This window comes from Pseudomonas sp. IT-P218 (assembly GCF_949767605.1).
Lineage (GTDB): Bacteria > Pseudomonadota > Gammaproteobacteria > Pseudomonadales > Pseudomonadaceae > Aquipseudomonas > Aquipseudomonas putida_AE.
Map to the genome: position 1 here is coordinate 1 of NZ_CATKQQ010000009.1, position 18,318 is coordinate 18,318.

Below are 18,318 nucleotides of genomic sequence, written 5' to 3' on the forward strand. Positions count from 1 at the left end.
TAGTAGAAGCATCAAGAATTCGCTGGCACGTCGTAATGACGGACTGGCACACAGAATTTCTTGACGACCATAGAGCGTTGGAACCACCTGATCCCATCCCGAACTCAGAAGTGAAACGATGCATCGCCGATGGTAGTGTGGGGTTTCCCCATGTGAGAGTAGGTCATCGTCAAGATTGAATTCCGAAACCCCTGTCTGCTAACGCAGACAGGGGTTTTGTCGTTCTGGGCCTGCCGTTGCCTTTGCTACGAGGTTTTTTTGTTCTGGGCTTCTGGACTGGCGAGGTACCGGGTGATGACCTCAACCCCGCGATTGAGATGGTTGACCAGCAATTGCACCGATCCTTCGACATCCCGCGCGTCGGCGGCCCGCCACAAGGCCCGGTGATCTTCCTGGGACAACTTGCCCAGGCCCATCGCTTCGAGGTTGAAGCGCAGGAAACGCTCTTCTTCGTTCAGTCCGTCCTCTACCAGTTTCAGTAACCGGCGATTAGGTGCCCTGCTGTAGAGCGACATATGGAAGAGGCGATTGAGCCGGCCGATTTCGGTATAGTCCTGTTCCGTCTCCAGCTCGTCGATATAGCTCGCGGCCTGTTCGAGATCCGCCGCCTCAAGCAACGGCACCGATAAACGTAGTGCTTCGGACTCCAGTAAAATCCTTAGGGCGTAGGTTTCCGCGGCATCGCCCTGGACGAGCGGGGCAACCACAGCGCCTTTATGGGCGATCACGTTGAGCAATGCCTGGGCTTCCAGTTGGCGCAACGCTTCACGCACCGGCATGCGGCTGACCCCGAAGAGATCGGCCAGGTCTTGCTGGCGCAGAGCGATGCCACACGGCAGGCGACCGTCCAGGATGGCCGAGCGCAAGGTTTCTTCGATCACCGAGCGCGCCAGGTGCGCGGGAATCGGCCCGTTGACCTTGATACTGCTGAGGGGGTTGGGCTTTTGTGTCACTACTACGCACCCTGATTGACTGAAGTTTTGGATCCAATTGACACTAGTGACTGCCTGACGGCTTGTCAAACGCCCCATAAGAGCGTCTTTCCCTTAGTTTAGCGTGCCGTCAGTGATCTCAGTGTGCCATTATTTTTTCCCGAGCTAACCTACACCTTCACTCGATTCCACCTGACTACCCTGGATGCCTCGCCTTGGCGGTACGTTTTCCGATATCCCGGATCTTGCGCTGCTCGTGCGGCGCCTTGCTGCTGGCCGGTGTGCTGCTGGGCGGTGTGCATGCCGATTGGGACTTTTCCCTGATCAGCGCTCGGGCGCAGGCATTGTACGGATCTTTGGGCGACGGTCAGCAGCGCATAGATGCGTGGCAGCACATGTTGGCTACGCAGAAACAAGTTGGCGAGCTGGAACAGCTCAACGTGATCAACCGCTTCTTCAACAAACAACTGCGTTACGTCGAAGACATCGACCTGTGGCATCAGGTCGATTACTGGGAAACACCCGTCGAAGCCTTGTGGAAAGGCGCCGGTGATTGCGAAGACTACGCAATCGCCAAATATTTCAGTCTGCGCCACCTTGGCGTTTCCAGTGACAAGCTGCGCATCACGTACGTAAAGGCGCTGAGCCTGAATCGCGCGCACATGGTGCTGACTTACTACTCAAGCCCGGAAGCCGAACCGCTGGTGCTCGACAGCCTTGTCGACTCGATCAGGCCAGCCAGCCAGAGAAAGGATTTGCTGCCGGTCTACGCTTTCAACGCAGAAGGGTTGTGGTTACCGGGGGCCAAGGGCAATCAGAAGGTCGGGGACACCAAGCGTTTGTCCCGTTGGCAGGATGTGCTGAAAAAAATGCAGGCCGAAGGATTCCCGGTCGAGACGACTAACTAGGAGCACGCCCACAGATGTCTTTGTTCAAACAGCTTTTGATCGCTATCTGTCTGTTCCTGGTCGTCGCCTTCACCGGCAGCTTCATGGTCAGCCTGGAAAGCTCGCGCTCCCAGTACGTCAACCAGCTGCGTTCCCACGCCCAGGATGCGGCGACGGCGCTGGCGCTGTCACTGACGCCCAATATCGACGACCCGGCGATGACCGAATTGCTGGTCAGCTCGATCTTTGACAGCGGTTATTACGCCAGCATCCGTGTGGTCGATTTATCCAACGACAAGACCCTGATCGAACGCAGCGGCATTGCGGCCGATACCCGGGTGCCTGACTGGTTCGTCAAACTGATTGGCCTGGAGCCTGCCGGGGGCGATGCGATAGTCAGTCGCGGTTGGGTACAGGCCGCACGGGTCGAGGTGGTCAGTCACCCGATGTTCGCGCTGGCCAAGTTGTGGCAAAGCGCGTTGGGCAGCTTGGGGTGGTTGCTGTTCTGTGGCGTGGTCAGCGCGATACTGGGCGCGCTGTTGCTGCGTCGGCAATTGAAGCCCCTCGATTACATGGTCCGGCAGTCCCACGCCATTGCCCGCCGCGAGTTTCTCAGCCTGCCGCAATTGCCGCGCACGCCGGAACTGCGTCGCGTGGTGCAGGCCATGAACCAGATGGTCGAGAAGCTCAAGGCGCTGTTTCAGGAGCAGGCCGAACGCAGTGAAAAGCTGCGGGTCGAGTCCTATCAGGACAACCTGACCGGCTTGGCCAACCGACGTTACTTCGAGATGCAACTGAATGCACGGGTGAGCAATCCCGAGCAAGCCAGCTCCGGTTACTTGCTGCTGTTGCGGGTCAAGGATCTCACCGGGTTGAACCAGCGGCTGGGCGGCCAGCGCACGGATGCGTTGCTCCAGGCGGTTGGTCAGCAGTTGTCCCGCGAGTGCGCCAGATATCCGGAAACAACCAACCTGGTCACACGGATTCGTGGCGGCGAATTCGCCGTTCTGGCCCCAGGCCTGGTGCGTGAAGAGGCGGTGCAACTGGCGCAGCACCTCGACACGGCCTTAGGCAGTCTATACGCGACCGGTGCTACTGACGTCCCCTCTGTAGCGGCGATCGGGCTGGCGCCCTTTATTCATGGCGACGCCCCGCAAGCCGTACTCGGGCTGGCGGATCAGGCATTGGCGCAGGCCGAAGGCCAGACCGATTCGAACTGGGTCTGCCTCGATCACAGGGCCCCGACCCATGTCGGCGACGACCATCATGCCTGGCACAACCTGCTGGATCAGGCCTTGGAGCAACGACGATTCAAGTTGTTTTTCCAGCCCGTGGTGGCCAGTCAGAACACGCAGCTGGTACTGCACTACAAAGTGCTTTCCCGCCTGATCGACGACCAGGGCGAGAGCATCCCTGCCGGACGTTTCTTGCCGTGGCTGGAACGGTTCGGCTGGGCGGCGCGACTGGACCGGCTGATGCTGGAGCTGGTACTGGAGCAGATGAGCACCCACGAAGAATCAATGGCGCTGAACCTGTCGTCGGCCACCCTCGAAAACCCGCAAGCGTTGACTGCGGTCTTCGCCACGCTGCGTTCGCACTCCAATCTGGGACCGCGACTGACCCTGGAAATCGGCGAAGAGCAATTACCACAGCAAGCCAGTCTCGAAGCGCTGACCCGGCGTTTGCGAGCGCTCGGGTTCTCCTTGGGTCTGCAGCATTTCGGTGGACGCTTCAGCATGATCGGCAACCTGGCGCGCTTGGGGTTGGCCTACTTGAAGATCGACGGTAGCTACATCCGTGCGATTGATCAGGAGCGCGACAAACGCCTGTTCATCGAAGCCGTCCAGCGTGCGGCCCACAGTATTGATCTGCCGCTGATTGCCGAGCGGGTCGAGACGCATGGGGAGTTGGCGGTGCTTAGCGAGATGGGCGTGTACGGCGTTCAGGGGCGGTTGGTGGGTGAACCCAAGCCTTGGCAATAGGGTAATCGCAAAGGTTGCAGCCTTCGCACAGCTGTCGCTGACGAAGGCTGCGACCCCGGATGTCAGATAAACCCTGCCTCATCATCCTCAACCAGATTACTCAACCCACCCAACGCCTCACGCGCCTGGAAGCGGTCCATGAGTTTGGTCTGCGCGGGCTCTGGCAGGTCCGTTACGAGAATCACGCCTTTGCTGATCAGCACGGCGATCAAGTCGTCGAGTACCCGGATCATTTCCAGGTCGCTCTGGCGCAGTTGCTTGAGCTGTTTGATTTGCAGCAGTTGTTTGTGGCTGGTGGCCATGACTTCATTGGCGAACCAGGCCTGGAGGTCAGGGTGGTCGGCCGGCAGCGTTTCCGTGGATTCGGCGTAGGCTTCGGCTTCCACGCGCAGCAGTCGGCCGTCTGTATTGCGTTGCACGTAGAACATCGAGCATCCCTCAGAAGTGAACCGCGTCATGCTGTCAGCAGCATAGCTAACACCGTGCACAGCAGCGAGATTTCACATCGTCACCGCATATCCGCATAGGGTGTTACGGGTTCGATCGGCATCGGGAGGTTGCCCTGCCATTCATCGAAGGTGTAACGCAAATACAGCATCGCGCGGCTTGGGGCGTAGCCTTCGCTGTGTTGCAGGGTGATCCCCGAGCCCACGACCATATGATTGGTCAGGCGGCGTTCGACCAAACCCTGCAGGCGGATACTGGCGCCGCTGCTGCTGCTTCCGTCCTTGGTCAGGGTCGTGTCTGGATCGATTTCCAATCCAGCGGCGGCGGCCTGGCTGAATAGCTTGCCCGCCGGACCATCCAGTGGATACAAATCGCTTCCATCGGTTTTCGAGACGGACCAGCCCACCGAACTGTCCAGCTGAGCCGACCAGTTGGCATTACGCCACGCGTAGCTAAAGGGTATGCCGATCGAGTAGTACCGTTGTGGACTGTAATAGCCGCCCTGACCCAGGGTGTACTCGCTCAAGTCTTTGTCGTAACCCCAATACATGAGGGTCAAACCGGTGCGCATGCGCTCGTCGGCGCGGTCCACCAGTCGGTAGTAGTAGCCGGTCATGGCCGAAAGGCGCTGATTGTCGACCACGTTTTTACCGCGTAGCCAATGGCTGCCGAGACTGGCCCACACACCATCAACGCCACCTTCATCATGGCTCAGGCTCAAGGTCACACCGTTGCTGGTCACGCCACCCCAGCGTGTACCGGACACGGGATCGACGGCTCCGGCGTATGACACGACCGAGTTGCTCATGGGCCGGCGTGAGGCGGTCAACGTCCAGCCAATGGACCTCCAGTCACTGCTGTAGGCGATACCTCCAAGCCAGTTGCCCACTTCGAAACCTTGCGGCGAATGGCCAAGGTCGAGCGCCCATTGATCGTTTTTCCAGCCCACAGCGAGGCTTGGCCCGTTGGTGCTCAGTGAAGTGCCGGGACAGCCATTGGGCACAGGCGCACCTGTGGCCTGAACCCGATATTGCACGGCGCAGGTGCCGAACTGTTCCCGGTGTAAACCATCGGCGTCGGTGTCGAAGGCGCTGGCGTCAAGGTCCACCTGTTCGGCCTGAACGAAGCCCTCTCCTTGGGCGAACGGCGAGTCGATACGCACAATGGTTATCTGCGTCGTCAGGTCGGAGATGCCCGGTGCCGTGTTGTCGGTACGCCAAGCGTAGTCATGGTAAAGATTGACGGTCGGGTTCTGCTGTTTGTAAAGCTCGTCGACATCACTGCGCAGGCTTCGCGCCAGCCACTCATCGCTGTCCTTGGCGCGACTGGCCTCGGTCATGGCTACGTTGTCGCGGGGGCTGGCTTGGGCAGGTGAAATCAATCCTGCTGCGGCCATGCTGCGGGCGTAATTATCCAGCGCCTGTTGCGGCTGATCCCTGGCCATCAGACGCGCCGCATCGCGGTAGATCAGCGGATCGGTCTGGGGTGTTTTCAGCAGATTGGCGAACATCGCGCTGGCTTTGTCCTTTTCACCCACCGCAGACCAGGCATTGATCAGGCGTCGTTGCCAGGGCGCAGGTGCCGAAGGCGACGGGACGATTTTTTCCAGGCCGGCACGCGCTTGCTGGATGTGCCCGGTGGCAATCTGCATTTCGATCAAGCCCAACTGCGCCTCGTCATTCTGCGGCTGGAGCTTGAGCACCTTGCGGTAGTAACGTTCGGCTTCGACGTAATCTTCACGCTGGGCGGCCCAATCGGCGAGGGTGCCAAGATCATCCACCGTTGGATCACGCAACAACAAGGCAATGGCCTCAGACTCATGCCCGCTGTTACGTCGCTGTTCGACCTGAGCCATCAACTGCCGACGTTTGATCCGAGTCTGCAGTTCACGCATGTTATCGGTCCAGGCGGTGGCCGGAATCTGCCCGAGGGTGGCCAGCACTTCGCTGTCGCGGTTCTCATTGGCCAGGTACAGACCATGGGCGTAACGAGCCTCGGGATTGCGGCTTTGCAGCGCCAATAATTCATGGAACGCTTTATCAGCCTCTCGCGGTTGTCCCATGGCAATCTCGGCGGTGGCCAGGCGATAGGTCGTCCATGGATTGTCGGGGTCCAGCGTGCGGATTTTCTTCAGCAGTGATGCCAACTGAGCCCAGTCCGAATGCTGACTGGCGAGGTCAGCCTGCACATTCAGCCGCTCAAGTTCAATGCTCCGACGCAGGCTGGCAAACTCAGGCTGGTTGCTGGCCGGCAAGGTATTGAGGAAGGCTTCAGCGCGCTCGCTTGATTGCCCGCGATACAGTCGGACCAGTGCACGCACCACGCTGCCATTGCCCGGTTCGACCTTGCGCGCCTGTAACAACAACGCTTCGGCCTCGATTTCATTGGACTCGGCCATAGCGACATTGGCGAGGCCGATCAATGGCTCGGCGGAATCAGCCTTGAGGGTTCGCGATTGCCGATACGCACTACGCGCCGCCGCATAGTCCTTGCGTTGCAGGGCTTCATCGCCTTTCTGCAGGAGCATCCAGTTGCGCGTAACAGCCTGTAGATCCTGCCATTTGCTGATGTAATCGGTGTCCTGTTCCTTGCTCAGAGCCGTGGAGAAAGCCTCATGTGCCGCCGAGTATTTGCCTTGGCGCATCAACGCGGTACCCAGTGCGCCGTAAAGGCTTGAATCTTGCGGATAAGCCTTAACGGCACGGCGTAACAGTCCCTCGGCTGTTGCAGCCCTGGCCACAGCGTCCGTGGCATTGTCTTGCTCAAGCAGGCCCTTGGCCTTGACGCCGGCCTGCCAGGCAGGATCGGTCAACAATCCTTGTTGCAGCGCAAGTCGCTGCGTAGCGTCTTTAGCCAACGGTGAATACGGGTAATAGTGAATGAATGCCTGCCATGCCTGCGCCGTTTTCGGGCCAGTTGGCAATTTGATCAGGTAGTTGTATTCCCGCTCCGCCGCATTGGCACTGGCCTGAGGATCAGCCGCCAATTGATGCAGCGTGGCCAGAGCCTCGTCGTCGCGACCCTCGGCGAACAATAGGCCGACCAGCATCTGTCGTACGCCGGTATTGCCTGGATAATCCCGGTCCAGCGCCTGCACATGACCGAGCACAGCCACTCTCTGGCCGCTGATCCGGCTGCGTGCGCTCCAGTATTCAAGCGCTGAGGCGAGGTCCGGCGGCTCTTTTGCGAATAGCTGTTCAAAGGCTTCACTGGCTTCGTCGTAGCGCCCGGCGGCAGCCAATAACCGCGCCTGCTGCAACTGACGCTGACCATCCTGGCTCTGCAATTTGATCAATGCTTGAGCCTGGCGCAGTTGCGCGGAGTCCGGCGCTAACTGGCGCAGGCGAGTCAATCTTTGCTCGATCCAGGCGCTGTTCTGCGCCTGAGACTTATCAGCCAACGCCTGGCGTATTTCACCCACCAGGACCTGGGGATTGTCGGGGGCGATCAATTTCAGTCGCGCCAAAGAGTCGCGAACCAGATCTTCGCGTTGCAACGCTTCACCGATACGCATCTGTTGCAGCAGCCATTGCTGTTGCTCCTGTTGAGTAACAGGAACCGTCGCTGCGAGCGTGGCACCGCTCAGACAGGACAGCAGCAGTGTGCAGCGCAAGACCAAAACCTTGAATGCACTGGTATGGGGGGCTCTGTTCAGTGCGTGCATGTACTCGTCCAGTTCGGTTGCAGTCGCCCATCCTTGTCGAACCGATAGCGCTGTTCGTCCCAGCCCTGGCCAAACATCAACAGCGACTGGTTGTAATAGGCATCGGCCAACGGCGGCGATTGACGCAGGCGTTCACGCTGGGCAGAGAGCACCGCAGCCGTCGATGCATCGTTGGTCAACAACGGCAAGAGTGCCGCCGAAAACCCGACCGGCCCAGAGCCCAGGGTCTTTGCGGAGACGGAGTCGACGTGCTCCGGCACATAGCCCAGGCGGGCGGTGGCCTCAAGCATGGGTTTGAAGTGATCGAGCAAGTCGGTGCGCCCGGGGGCATCGGGCGCCAACATGCCGAGCCACAGATAGACACGAATAGCGTCGTAGCTTCCCTGCGCGTCCTTGCCATCGACGGAAGCAACTTGCCCGGCCTGCCACACCAGCCAGTCCGGTGCGAAGCCTTTGGGAGCGCCCTCGATCAGCAGGCGCCGAGAGTTTTGCGCCACTTCGGCCCATACCGGTGCGATGAGCGCAAAGCGCGATAACAATTGTGGTGGCAGATAGCTGGGGTTCAGGCGCCAGCCCTGGCTGGATTCGAAGCCGACATCCCCTGGGAGCAACATAAGGCCAAGACCCGGCAGCTTGCGCAGGGTTTGTGCGGCGCTTCGCCACAGCAGGTGATTACCTGACGCCAGATAATCAGGCCGGTGCCACAGGCGGCCTGCTTCCAGCAGGCTGTAGGCAATCCATAGATCAGCATCGCTGGCGTTGTTGGCGTCAAGTACGCCCCATTGACCGTCCTTGTCGAGCCCCCATTTCCAGGCGGGCAGACGATGGCTGAGATCGCCGTCCGCCAGATTGTTGCGGGTCCAGGTCAACAGCCGGCCGAAGCTTTGCTCATCGTTGGCCACCAACGCAAAAAACAGCCCGTAGCTCTGCCCTTCAGACGTGGTTATCTGCTGCGGGGAGGACGCGTCTATAACCCGCCCATCATCGCTGATCATGTGATGCTTGAAGTTTTCCCAGGCTGGCCAGACGCATTGGCTCGCGCCTTGCGCAGGCCATGCCAGGATTGGCAAAACCGCTGCAAGCAGTCGCGCCCGGGCATTACTCACCGACTTATTCTTCATAAGCCAGACGACGACGAGCTGCCCATTGCAGGACGCGCCAGATCAGGAACGCACTGAGCAGGACGCCAGACACGGCGAGAAATGCGAGCAGGACCGGGTGCTCGGACAACTTGAACCAGAGCATCAGCCACCATGGCAGACTGCCGACGTAATAGTGGTCGCCGACCATATGGCCCTGGACGCCACTACTGCGGATCAACACCACTGAGCCGGCCACCGCGTCCATCTTGCCGCTGTCATTGAGCGTCTCGCGCAACAACTGGAAGCCTGCATCTTCATTGGCCAACAGGGCCACGATGCTGCGCTGTTCATGGAAAGGTGATTGCATGCCGACCATTGCAGCAATCGGTCCTTCAGCTGAGACCTCGACCCGACTGGCAGCCGGGTTACCCGCGTTATTGTTTTGCGACGAACCCGGCCCCTGGTGGTTTGCTTTCAGCAGCCAGTCCCGGGAGCGGTCCAGGAGCACACTCATGTCCTGGTTATCGCGCATGCCTGGATCGAAAGAACCGAGGATCAGCACGTCTGCATCGCGCTTCGACACCTCGTCCCAGCTGTCGGTCAAGGTCAGGTTCATGGCGGGCAGACCCGAGCGCGCCGAAATACCGGCGATGGCTTCCAGGTACGTGCTCAGCTGCACGGCACTGGGCTGCGCTGGCACCATCACCACAGTCTCGGAAAGATCCGCCATGCGGCTGAAGGGGAAGCCACTGCGGGCAAACGCTGCCAGATCAGGCATGGCGATGTAATGGTGATAGCCCGACAAATCGATAGTCGACTGATCGTCGATCACCGCTTGAGTGTCCACCGGTAACGAGGTCTGGCAACGATCTCGCTGGGAACTGCTGGTCGTGGTGGCGAAGCTGAAATTGAACCGCAGGTTGTTGCGGTCGCCGATTTTCAGTGCCGGGACCGACAGGTTTTCATTGATGTTCGCCGACTCGCTGGACAACACGGCAAGGCGCAACTCTTCGAGCCGGTCATTGCTGTTGACCAGCAACGGCAGGCTGGTGATGAACTGATTGTTGAGGCTGATGTTCAGTCGCGAACCGTCATTGGTGGCCGATGGCGTGTAGCGGTATTTTGTTTGCAGCGGAATGCCCTGGTTGCGCCAGACAAACAGATCTGGCGGCAGGTTGATGTCCAGGCTGATAGGCAGGGGCTGCAGGCCGCTGGTACGCAATTGCTCGGGATACTTGACCAACTCTGCGAAACGAACGGCCCGATCGGTACGCATCCAGTTCGGAGCGTCATAGGGTTGGCGCGGCTGGATCTGCTGCACCTTGTCGATCACAACCCGCTCACCACGAAACAGATCGCCACCCAGCACCAGTGCCTGCGCGGCCACGGACAGATCGGCCTCGTCACGGCCCAGCACCAGCAACACCTTGCTGAAGCGGTCGGAGGGGTTGTCGATCATTTGCACCACCGGCGCCTCGACCGGCGGGAACTGCTTCATGTCACTCAGGAATGCCGGGCGACGCGTGTTGGTGGCAAATACGATGGCGGCGGTTACGGGCGTCGCGGGCGTCGCGGTGGGCAGTTGATCGAACAATACCGGGAGCTTTGTGCCGCGCCACGCGGCCTTGCTGCCGAAGTACGAGGCAAGAATACCCGCCGCACGCTGTTCGCCAAGCGTCGGCGAAGCCGCGAACACCATGTTCAGAACAGGCTTTTCATAGTCGCGCGCGTCAAAAAAAGGCATCGGGAAATAGGCCAGATCGTTTTGCACGATCAACGCCTGCTCTTTCAGGGATACCAGACTGGCCCGGCTGATATTGACCCACAGCGCGCTATTGGAAGGCTCTTCGCAAATGTCGGTGTAGTGGCCGACAAACTCCAGCCTCACGCGGTTGAAGTCGCTGATCAGGCGCGGATCGAGTTCGACTTGGCGGACGGTCTTTTTCCCCAACTGCTCCTTGTCGATGGTGATCACGCTCATCAGCACGTCGTTGAGGTAGACCCGCAGGTGCGAAAGTGTTGGCAGCAGTGCCGGTGACGGTGTGTATTCAAGTTGCAGCTTCGCATCGCTGGCGATGCGGTCGCGACGCATGGTGAATTCAAACTGTTCGGTGTTGTGCGTGCCGAGCAACAGACTGTCAGCCACTCGCCCCAGCTCTTCGAAATTACGCGATACGTCCCAGCCAGGCACGCTGCTCACTGCAACCGAGACTGACGCTGGCGTCGTGACCGGTGGTTGCTCCTTGATGGGCTGCGCCTGGGCGCAACTCATTGCCAGCGACAGCAGGCTTACCAGCGTGAAGTTGAAATAGCGACTCATGGGGCGCATACCGATCGAGAATTGGAAGAAAGGGGGGGCGCTTTGGCGAAACGCGGCACATAGCTGATCAGCCAAGCGAGCAAACGCGTGAACGGTCGGGCCAGGTTCCGTGTCCAGGCAGGCAAGTATTGATACAGGCGGTAATAGCCACTGGCACCCAGGCGCAGCACGTCGATAAAACTATGCAGCGGCCGGTCCGGCTTGAAGTCTTCGTTCCAGTTCAACCAGGCATCGGCACGGGAAAAAGTGCATTGCACGTAATCGATTTTCTGTTGCGAAGTAAGCTCGTTGAGGGCGATACCAATAAAGTTCTTGTGGCTGCGGCTGATGATGCCGGAGAACAGGAACTCGCGTTCTCCGCGCTGCATCATCAGGTAAATCCGCTCACCGATTGACAGGGAAAGCTCAACGTCCAGCTCGACACCGGTGCCCCCTTCGGAGTAGTCCACCAGCATGCAGGGATAGAATTTTCCGTTTTGCAGGCGCACCGCCGCCGGCAGCTTGGCCTGCACACGATGGGTCTCGCGCACCTGGCGAACCTCAGCGGCAATGGCCACCGCGGAGCCGACGATCAGCAAGTTGTAAATGACCCACAGACTGCTGACCAGCGTGGTGCCGATTTCATTGCTCGGCCCGTAGAACAAAAGCCATATCGCAAAACCCAGGCCAATGATATTCAGCAGCGCCAACACCAGGTACGGCCTGGCGATACCCCAGTCGAACTGATCTTCAGTCATCAAGCCGCCCTTGGCGGTCACGTTGAATTTGCCTTTCTTGGGGTTGAACAGGGCAACGGTGGTCGGCCGCGCGATGTACCAGGCGAGCACGGTTTCATAGACCTCTCCCCAGAACGTCAAACGGTGTTCTCCCTGCATGCGTGAGTTGGTCAGGCTCGCATGAACCATATGCGGGATCACATACAGAATGATCATCAAGGCCGGCGCGTAGATGATGTAGGCGTGCAACAGCAGGAACGCCAGAGGCGCGGTAAGGAACACCAGGCGCGGCAGACCTGCAAGAAAGTGCAGCATGGCGTTGGCGTAGCAGATGCGTTGAAAGATCGTCAGGCCTTTGCCCAGCAACGGGTTGTCCGTACGGAAAATCTGCGCCATGCCCCGAGCCCAGCGAATCCGCTGGCCAATATGTGCAGACAGGGTTTCAGTGGCCAACCCCGCAGCCTGGGGAATGCGCACATAAGCCGAATTCCAGCCCTTTCGGTGCAGGCGCAACGCGGTATGGGCATCTTCGGTAACGGTTTCCACGGCAAAGCCACCGATTTCATCAATAGCCGAACGCCGTAGCACGGCACAGGACCCGCAGAAAAATGCGGCGTTCCACATGTCGTTGCCATCCTGTACCAGGCCGTAAAACAGCTCGCCTTCATTGGGCCGCTGCCGAAAGGTATCGAGGTTGCGCTCGAAAGGATCCGGCGACAGAAAGTGATGCGGCGTCTGCACCAAGGCCAGCTTGGGGTCGCGCAGGAACCAGCCCACCGTGAGTTGCAGGAATGAACGCACTGGCACGTGATCGCAGTCGAAAATGGCCACCAACTCCGCATCGAGCTGCTTCAAGGCCTGGTTGAGATTGCCAGCCTTGGCATGCTTGTTATCGCTACGAGTGATGTAATTCACCCCAGCCTGTTCAGCGAACAACCGGAATTCATCACGCTTGCCATCGTCGAGTATCGAAATACGCAACTTTTCCTGGGGCCAGTCGATACCGAGGGCGGCATACACGGTGTTGCGAACGATGGACAGGTCTTCGTTGTAGGTCGGGATCAACAGATCGACCGTAGGCCATAACCTTGTATCACCAGGCAGTTGCGCCGGTGGGCGGTTCAACGGCCAGCAGGTCTGGATGTAACCGAGCAACAGCACCAGCCATGAGTACGTTTCGGCAATCAGCAACAGGACCCCGCAAGCCAGATCCAATGGGCTGTCCCAGTTCAGGGTCGCGGTGTAGCGCCACCAAAGGTAACGACAGGATACGATGATCGACAGCATGATCAGCAGCAGCGTCGGAAACCGGCCCGGAACGCGCCGAATCACCATGGCTACCACCCACAGCAGAATCACGAAAATCAGTTGCGATATGTAATTGAAGGGCTCGGTGATGCACACCACCACGAGGATCAACCCGACGGCGGCGCAGATGTAATTCAGCCAATGCTGCTGGCGAGGATCAAGGTTACGCCACCATTTAGCACCGTCATGCATGACTTTGCTCTCGCTGGCGTGCTCCGGCAGGCCAGTGAGAAAAACACCGATACGACTCCAGAGGCGCTGGTTGGATTTGCCAACGCTCTTCGCCCATTGCGGTGCAGAGCGCGGGCGGGCTTGCGGCCAGGGACGGAATACCAGTAACCACAAGCTTTGCAGGGCAATGCGCAAAGGGTCACCCACACTTGGAGCGGCTTTGCTGGCCAAGTGCGGATACCAGCGCTGGCGCTGCTCTATCAGACGCTGCCAGGCCGGCGACTCCAGTCGCAGGAACAGCCAGGCCAGCGCGGTGAACGACGCCAGCAGCAAAGCCGTCAACGGGTAGCAGTCGTAGCGACGACGCAGATACAGGTAAGGAAACCATTGCCTGATCATGTCAGCTCTCGGCGTCTTGCCAGGCACCAGGTCGCCAGACTCAGTGCATCTTGCGCAGCAAGGCTGTCCGGTGCGTATTGCCCCACTGACTGCTTGAACGCGAGCGCTTCGCGCACGGCTTCGTCTGCATGTACTTTCATGGGCAAGAGACGAGCTGCATAGTGTTTTCGCCAGATGAGCAACAGATCGCGTTGCAGCTGGCTGCCGGGATCAAAGCGATTCACCAGGACGGGATTGTTACCCGCCTGCTGCAACAGCAGCACATGGCAAGCTGCATCAGCCTCGGCTACCTGAATCGGGAGCAGGCAGGGGCCAAGGGTGGCATGCCCCGGCAAGCGTTGCGGTACATCGAATAGCAGCCAGTCAAAGTGAGCCGCCAGACTCGCCTGACGCCGGGCCCAGATCTGCGGGTCATGGAGCAGTTGCTGCTCAATGCTCATGGTCTCTTCGGCACTCAGGCGACCATAAGGCAAAAGCTGCAGAAACGGCTTCAGGCTCCAGGCCTGCTTGTGCCAGTCCTGACCATCGAGCATCGCCCGCGCCCAACCCGAATCCTGGGAGTCCATCAGATTGAAATGCAGACGCAGCAGGTTTTCCGGGCACAGGTCGATCATCAGTACCCGCTCACCGAGGCTTTCCAAGGCATGACCGAGCGCGGCCACCAACGACGTGGTACCGACTCCTCCACGGACTCCGCAGATACTCAGCGATGTCACTTGAGCGCCCCGAACTTGCCCTGGCGTACTGGCTGGGCAACCGGCGATGACGACTGTTTGCCAGTGATCGCGAAATCAGCCAGCAACGGCCAGCGCTTTTGCGCCCGGCTTAATTCCAGCAGTGCCGAAACATCGACATATTCCAGGCTCGGCAAGTGCAGCTCGGCTTTAAGCCGGGCAATATCATCGGCTCGCTCGCTGCGCGAGAGCGTCTGGTTCTTTACTTGAGACTTTGCGGGTAAGGAAGCCAAGCTCCTTTCTCCTTGATTCGAACATAAGGCTTGCCCGCGTAGTCGAGGACAACGGTACCAGCGTTTTCCGAGACCGCCGGGGTTTGCGGCAGATTGGCCAGCAATGCCTGCCAGTCCGGGCCCAGGCCATCGCCTTGAGGAGGCGCGGCGTACAGGCGCGAGATAATTTCCGATAGAGCCAGATAACTGCTCGGTCCTTTGATGAGAATCGGCTCAGATCGCGGATTCTTACCCATGCCCACCAACTTGATGCCGACCGGCACGTGGGTAATCGACGAACTCGGGATTTCCCGCATTCCGGATATCTGCATGCGGTCACCGTGCAAGGCGGCACCATGTTCAGGCACGATCACCACCGCCACCCGGCGTCCGCTCTTTTCCAGGTCTTTGAGGAAAGCGCTCAGGTCATCGATCAATGCCTGGGCGCGGGGCTTGTACTCGGCGCTCTTGGTGCCGCCATCGAGGGTCAGGCTGCGGTTGCCGTCATGCAGCGTCGTGGTGTTGTAGAACAGCGCTACCCTGGAATCACTCTGCCCCTCTCGGTGCTGCCACCATCTGTTCAGGACTTCACGATCACGCCAGATTGACGAACCATCGAAACCCACCAGGGCGCGCTGCAAACTGGCGACACTGACTGCCGGCGCCGGCAATGACCCTTGGGCACGTACTTCGTCGATAAAGCCTTCAAACTGGCCGGTGTGGTTGAGCATGACTTCGCTGTTGAATCCCAGTTTGCGCAGGTCATCCATCAACAGGCATTGCTCGGGCGCCGCGTCGTAAAGCTTGCTGTGCGACTGCTGGCCGCAACTGGCGCGCAATAGCCGAATGGCCGCCGGCCCACTGTAGGAAGTGGCCGAGTTGAAGTTCTCGAACACGATGTCCATCTGCCGCAACAAGCTGTTATCACGCAAACCAACAGCGTCCAGGTCATCCCAGGCCATTGAACAGATATTGATGAGCAACAGATCGAACGGCTGAGCCGCCGATGGTGATGGCTGGAATACAACCTGCCGACCGGCCTCGGTGCTATAGAAATTTTGCAGATAAGCGTCGAGTGTCGCGCTGTCCGGTTCGGCGCTGACGATCGGCGCGCCACCGGAAACGGGCGCTTGAGTAGTGCTTTGCGGTACCTGCGCATGCATTGCCATCAACCCTGCGCCGCCCAGCCAGGCGAAACCGGCAAGGGTCAAGGTGGTCAGGCGCAGCCACTGACGCACGAAGAAATAGGCCACCACTAAAACCAGCAATGCACCGCACAGGTTCAGGTCAATGAAACGGCCGGCAAGATCGAGCAGATAATCGGCGCTGAAATTCAGCACGCCCGGCTGGTCCAGTAACCTGCTGAAAGGCGGCAGCCAAGTGTCCTGATAGAACAACGCTACACCCAGCGGCAAGGCGATCAACGTGCGCAGCAGCGCCAGGTATCGATTGCGCAGCGGCACCAGCAATACAGCGGCGAAGACCAGGTTCGGCAGGATCTGCAGGTTCAGGTAACCGCCCCAGAACAGCGCCAGCTTGATGAGGAAATACAGGTTCCACAGTCCCAGGCCCGGCCAGGTCCAGTCGCTTTGTGCTGCTGTCTTGTCTACTTCGATTCGCTCAGGACGGTTCATGTGCGTCACTCTCAACGGGCGACACAGGTTTGCGCCGACGCACCCCCCGCGGCTGCAGATAACGCGGTGACAAATACTGCTGGAGCAAGCGATTGAAGCGCTGCAAAAAACTGCGCAGAACCAGCATTATCGCGACGGTCATCAGGCAGCTTGCCGCGATAACCTGCAACAATTGGACGTAACTCATGGGCACGGCTCCGACAACGGCAGCGTAATACGTTGCGGCGTGTAACCGCTCTGGGTAATGGCGCGAGTCAAATCAGCGGTTACCTGCCCGGTGGCCAGGCGTGATGCTTCAAGAGTTTCGGGAGCATCGAGAAAATCCTGGCGCGGCAACACATCCACACCGGAAAGCACCTTGCACTCGCTGAAAATGTCGCGCCATGGCAGGCGGCAAATGTTGCCCAGTGCTGGTTCCAGTCCGTCGCCACGGCAAGCGAACAGAAACAGATAGAACACGCCGTCGAGTGCGCAGGCGACATCGCCGAAGCGGCGCAAGGTGATCTGACTCAAGTATTGGTCGATGTTCAGTTCGCCTCTTGGGCGCAACCGCAACAATTGATGGACAAGCTCGCCCGAAGCGCCGCCGTAGACCTCATCAAGCAAGTCGATAAATTCACGAGGTAGCAATATCCCGCGCTGCGCAGGAGGACGTAGACGTGCAAACAGTGATTGGATATCGGGTGTCTGACGATAACGCCAGATCTGTCCCTGGGCGCTTTCCACCATGCTGAGGAAGTTTGCCAGTGTGGTTTTGGCAGGCACGATGAGGTTGGCCCCGCAAGTCAGCAATAAGCGTTCGTCGCGGTACCGCAGGCACGGCTCCATTTCCCGCACGATGATCTTCAAGGCGGCGCCACATTGCTCGCGTAATCCATGTAATTGCCGAGCCAGCGGTTCTACATCCTGGTTGCTTTCCAATGTCAGGATCACGCAGGCTGCCCGCGCGCGTGCCGCCTGCTGAAGGAGATCGGCACGATGTTCAAAAAGTCGCCATTGCTCGGACAAGGGTGCCGACCCCTCAAGGGCAGAGCGCTGGGTCAGGTAGATACGCTGGTCATCGGTACGGGTTTGCGAGGGAGTCGATAGCTGCGAATCGCTCAAGGAAAAACCACTGTCGGACACTTCCAGGTCAAATGTTTGAGCGGCGCAAACACCTAACTCACTGTGCCAAAAATTCAATTGGTAGTGAATCGCGCCATCTTGGCGATACAACTGCGCCAAACCGGAAAGTTGCTCATTAAGACGGGACAAACACTCATGTAATAGTGGCGCTTGACCGCTGGACAGAACTAAGAGAGTGCAGTCGATATTCAACAACCATTGGCGGGTACTTTCACACCAGCGTTGTAACTGTTGGGTACCCAGGCTTTCCAGATGGGCCGAATTCAGCATCAACACGAGCTGACTGCCGCGTGCGATTTTTATTCGCTGCAGATCAGAGGTCAAGGCCGTGAAGGCCTGACGAGCAGAGGTGTCATGAGGCATGGAAAACATGCGCAGCGCCGAAGGACCGCAATCTGCAGCCAAAGTCTCGGCGATGGCTTCGGGGTCGGTGCCGCTGCATATCAACGTGGCAGTATTGTCTTCAGATAACGCCGATAAAAACTGACGCGCAAAAATTTCCGCATCGGTCGTACGGTCCAAAGCAATCCAATACAACCCGCCTCTTCGTAGCAGCATTTGCTCATCCTGCAGATGCCGGATGGCTAACGTGACATGACCCACAGCCTTCTACTCCAATCCGAATGCACGAAAAACACTCAACCCGAATGGTTAAGAATCGGCAAAACATGAAGGCCGCTAACTAAGAGAAGATGAGACAAAGAG

At 58.9% G+C, this 18,318-nt stretch carries 13 protein-coding genes and 1 rRNA gene; 3 read left to right on the forward strand and 11 right to left on the reverse strand.

Annotated features, from left to right (window positions below; all coding sequences use genetic code 11):
- Positions 1-59: 59 nt before the first annotated feature.
- Positions 60-175 (forward strand): 5S ribosomal RNA (gene rrf / locus ACM6I6_RS05970).
- 70 nt (positions 176-245) lie between these two features.
- Here the strand turns inward: rrf and ACM6I6_RS05975 are convergent.
- A complete protein-coding gene (locus tag ACM6I6_RS05975; protein WP_414919580.1) occupies positions 246-953 on the reverse strand; it encodes a GntR family transcriptional regulator in 708 nt (235 codons plus the stop codon).
- A gap of 194 nt (positions 954-1,147) precedes the next feature.
- On the opposite strand from ACM6I6_RS05975, the gene lapG reads away from it, so the two are divergent.
- Both lapG and lapD read left to right on the forward strand, forming a co-directional pair.
- Complete coding sequence (lapG, locus tag ACM6I6_RS05980) at positions 1,148-1,840, forward strand: cysteine protease LapG (protein WP_414919581.1); 693 nt, start codon at positions 1,148-1,150, stop codon at positions 1,838-1,840.
- Between the two features lie 14 nt (positions 1,841-1,854).
- Positions 1,855-3,801 carry a cyclic di-GMP receptor LapD gene (lapD, locus tag ACM6I6_RS05985; RefSeq protein WP_414919582.1) on the forward strand — a complete coding sequence of 649 codons (1,947 nt, stop codon included), beginning with the start codon at positions 1,855-1,857 and terminating at the stop codon, positions 3,799-3,801.
- A 62-nt stretch (positions 3,802-3,863) separates the two neighbouring features.
- On the opposite strand, the gene ACM6I6_RS05990 is transcribed toward lapD, so the two are convergent.
- From ACM6I6_RS05990 to bcsE, 10 genes are all read right to left on the reverse strand, one after another.
- On the reverse strand, positions 3,864-4,229 hold the full coding sequence (locus ACM6I6_RS05990; RefSeq protein WP_414919583.1) for a tryptophan synthase subunit beta: 366 nt from the start codon (positions 4,227-4,229) through the stop codon (positions 3,864-3,866).
- A gap of 80 nt (positions 4,230-4,309) precedes the next feature.
- On the reverse strand, positions 4,310-7,912 hold the full coding sequence (gene bcsC, locus ACM6I6_RS05995) for a cellulose synthase complex outer membrane protein BcsC (protein ID WP_414919584.1): 3,603 nt from the start codon (positions 7,910-7,912) through the stop codon (positions 4,310-4,312).
- The gene (gene bcsZ / locus ACM6I6_RS06000) at positions 7,900-9,033 is read right to left on the reverse strand and encodes a cellulose synthase complex periplasmic endoglucanase BcsZ (RefSeq protein WP_414919585.1); all 1,134 of its coding nucleotides are present in this window, start codon (positions 9,031-9,033) and stop codon (positions 7,900-7,902) included. The genes bcsC and bcsZ overlap by 13 nt, the downstream gene beginning before the upstream one ends.
- The gene (gene bcsB, locus ACM6I6_RS06005) at positions 9,023-11,314 is read right to left on the reverse strand and encodes a cellulose biosynthesis cyclic di-GMP-binding regulatory protein BcsB (RefSeq protein ID WP_414919586.1); all 2,292 of its coding nucleotides are present in this window, start codon (positions 11,312-11,314) and stop codon (positions 9,023-9,025) included. Before bcsB ends, bcsZ begins: the two co-directional genes overlap by 11 nt.
- Positions 11,311-13,908, reverse strand: coding sequence for a UDP-forming cellulose synthase catalytic subunit (gene bcsA, locus ACM6I6_RS06010; RefSeq protein WP_414919587.1), 2,598 nt, complete (start codon positions 13,906-13,908; stop codon positions 11,311-11,313). The genes bcsB and bcsA overlap by 4 nt, the downstream gene beginning before the upstream one ends.
- Positions 13,905-14,624: a cellulose biosynthesis protein BcsQ gene (gene bcsQ, locus ACM6I6_RS06015; protein ID WP_414919588.1), complete on the reverse strand. Its 720-nt coding sequence runs from the start codon at positions 14,622-14,624 to the stop codon at positions 13,905-13,907. The genes bcsA and bcsQ overlap by 4 nt, the downstream gene beginning before the upstream one ends.
- Positions 14,621-14,875, reverse strand: a complete 255-nt coding sequence (gene bcsR / locus ACM6I6_RS06020) for a cellulose biosynthesis protein BcsR (protein WP_323626477.1) — start codon at positions 14,873-14,875, stop codon at positions 14,621-14,623. Before bcsR ends, bcsQ begins: the two co-directional genes overlap by 4 nt.
- Complete coding sequence (gene bcsG / locus ACM6I6_RS06025) at positions 14,845-16,488, reverse strand: cellulose biosynthesis protein BcsG (RefSeq protein WP_414919589.1); 1,644 nt, start codon at positions 16,486-16,488, stop codon at positions 14,845-14,847. The genes bcsR and bcsG overlap by 31 nt, the downstream gene beginning before the upstream one ends.
- The gene (gene bcsF, locus ACM6I6_RS06030) at positions 16,475-16,675 is read right to left on the reverse strand and encodes a cellulose biosynthesis protein BcsF (RefSeq protein WP_323626480.1); all 201 of its coding nucleotides are present in this window, start codon (positions 16,673-16,675) and stop codon (positions 16,475-16,477) included. Before bcsF ends, bcsG begins: the two co-directional genes overlap by 14 nt.
- Positions 16,672-18,216: a cellulose biosynthesis protein BcsE gene (bcsE, locus tag ACM6I6_RS06035; RefSeq protein ID WP_414919590.1), complete on the reverse strand. Its 1,545-nt coding sequence runs from the start codon at positions 18,214-18,216 to the stop codon at positions 16,672-16,674. The genes bcsF and bcsE overlap by 4 nt, the downstream gene beginning before the upstream one ends.
- Positions 18,217-18,318: the final 102 nt, after the last annotated feature.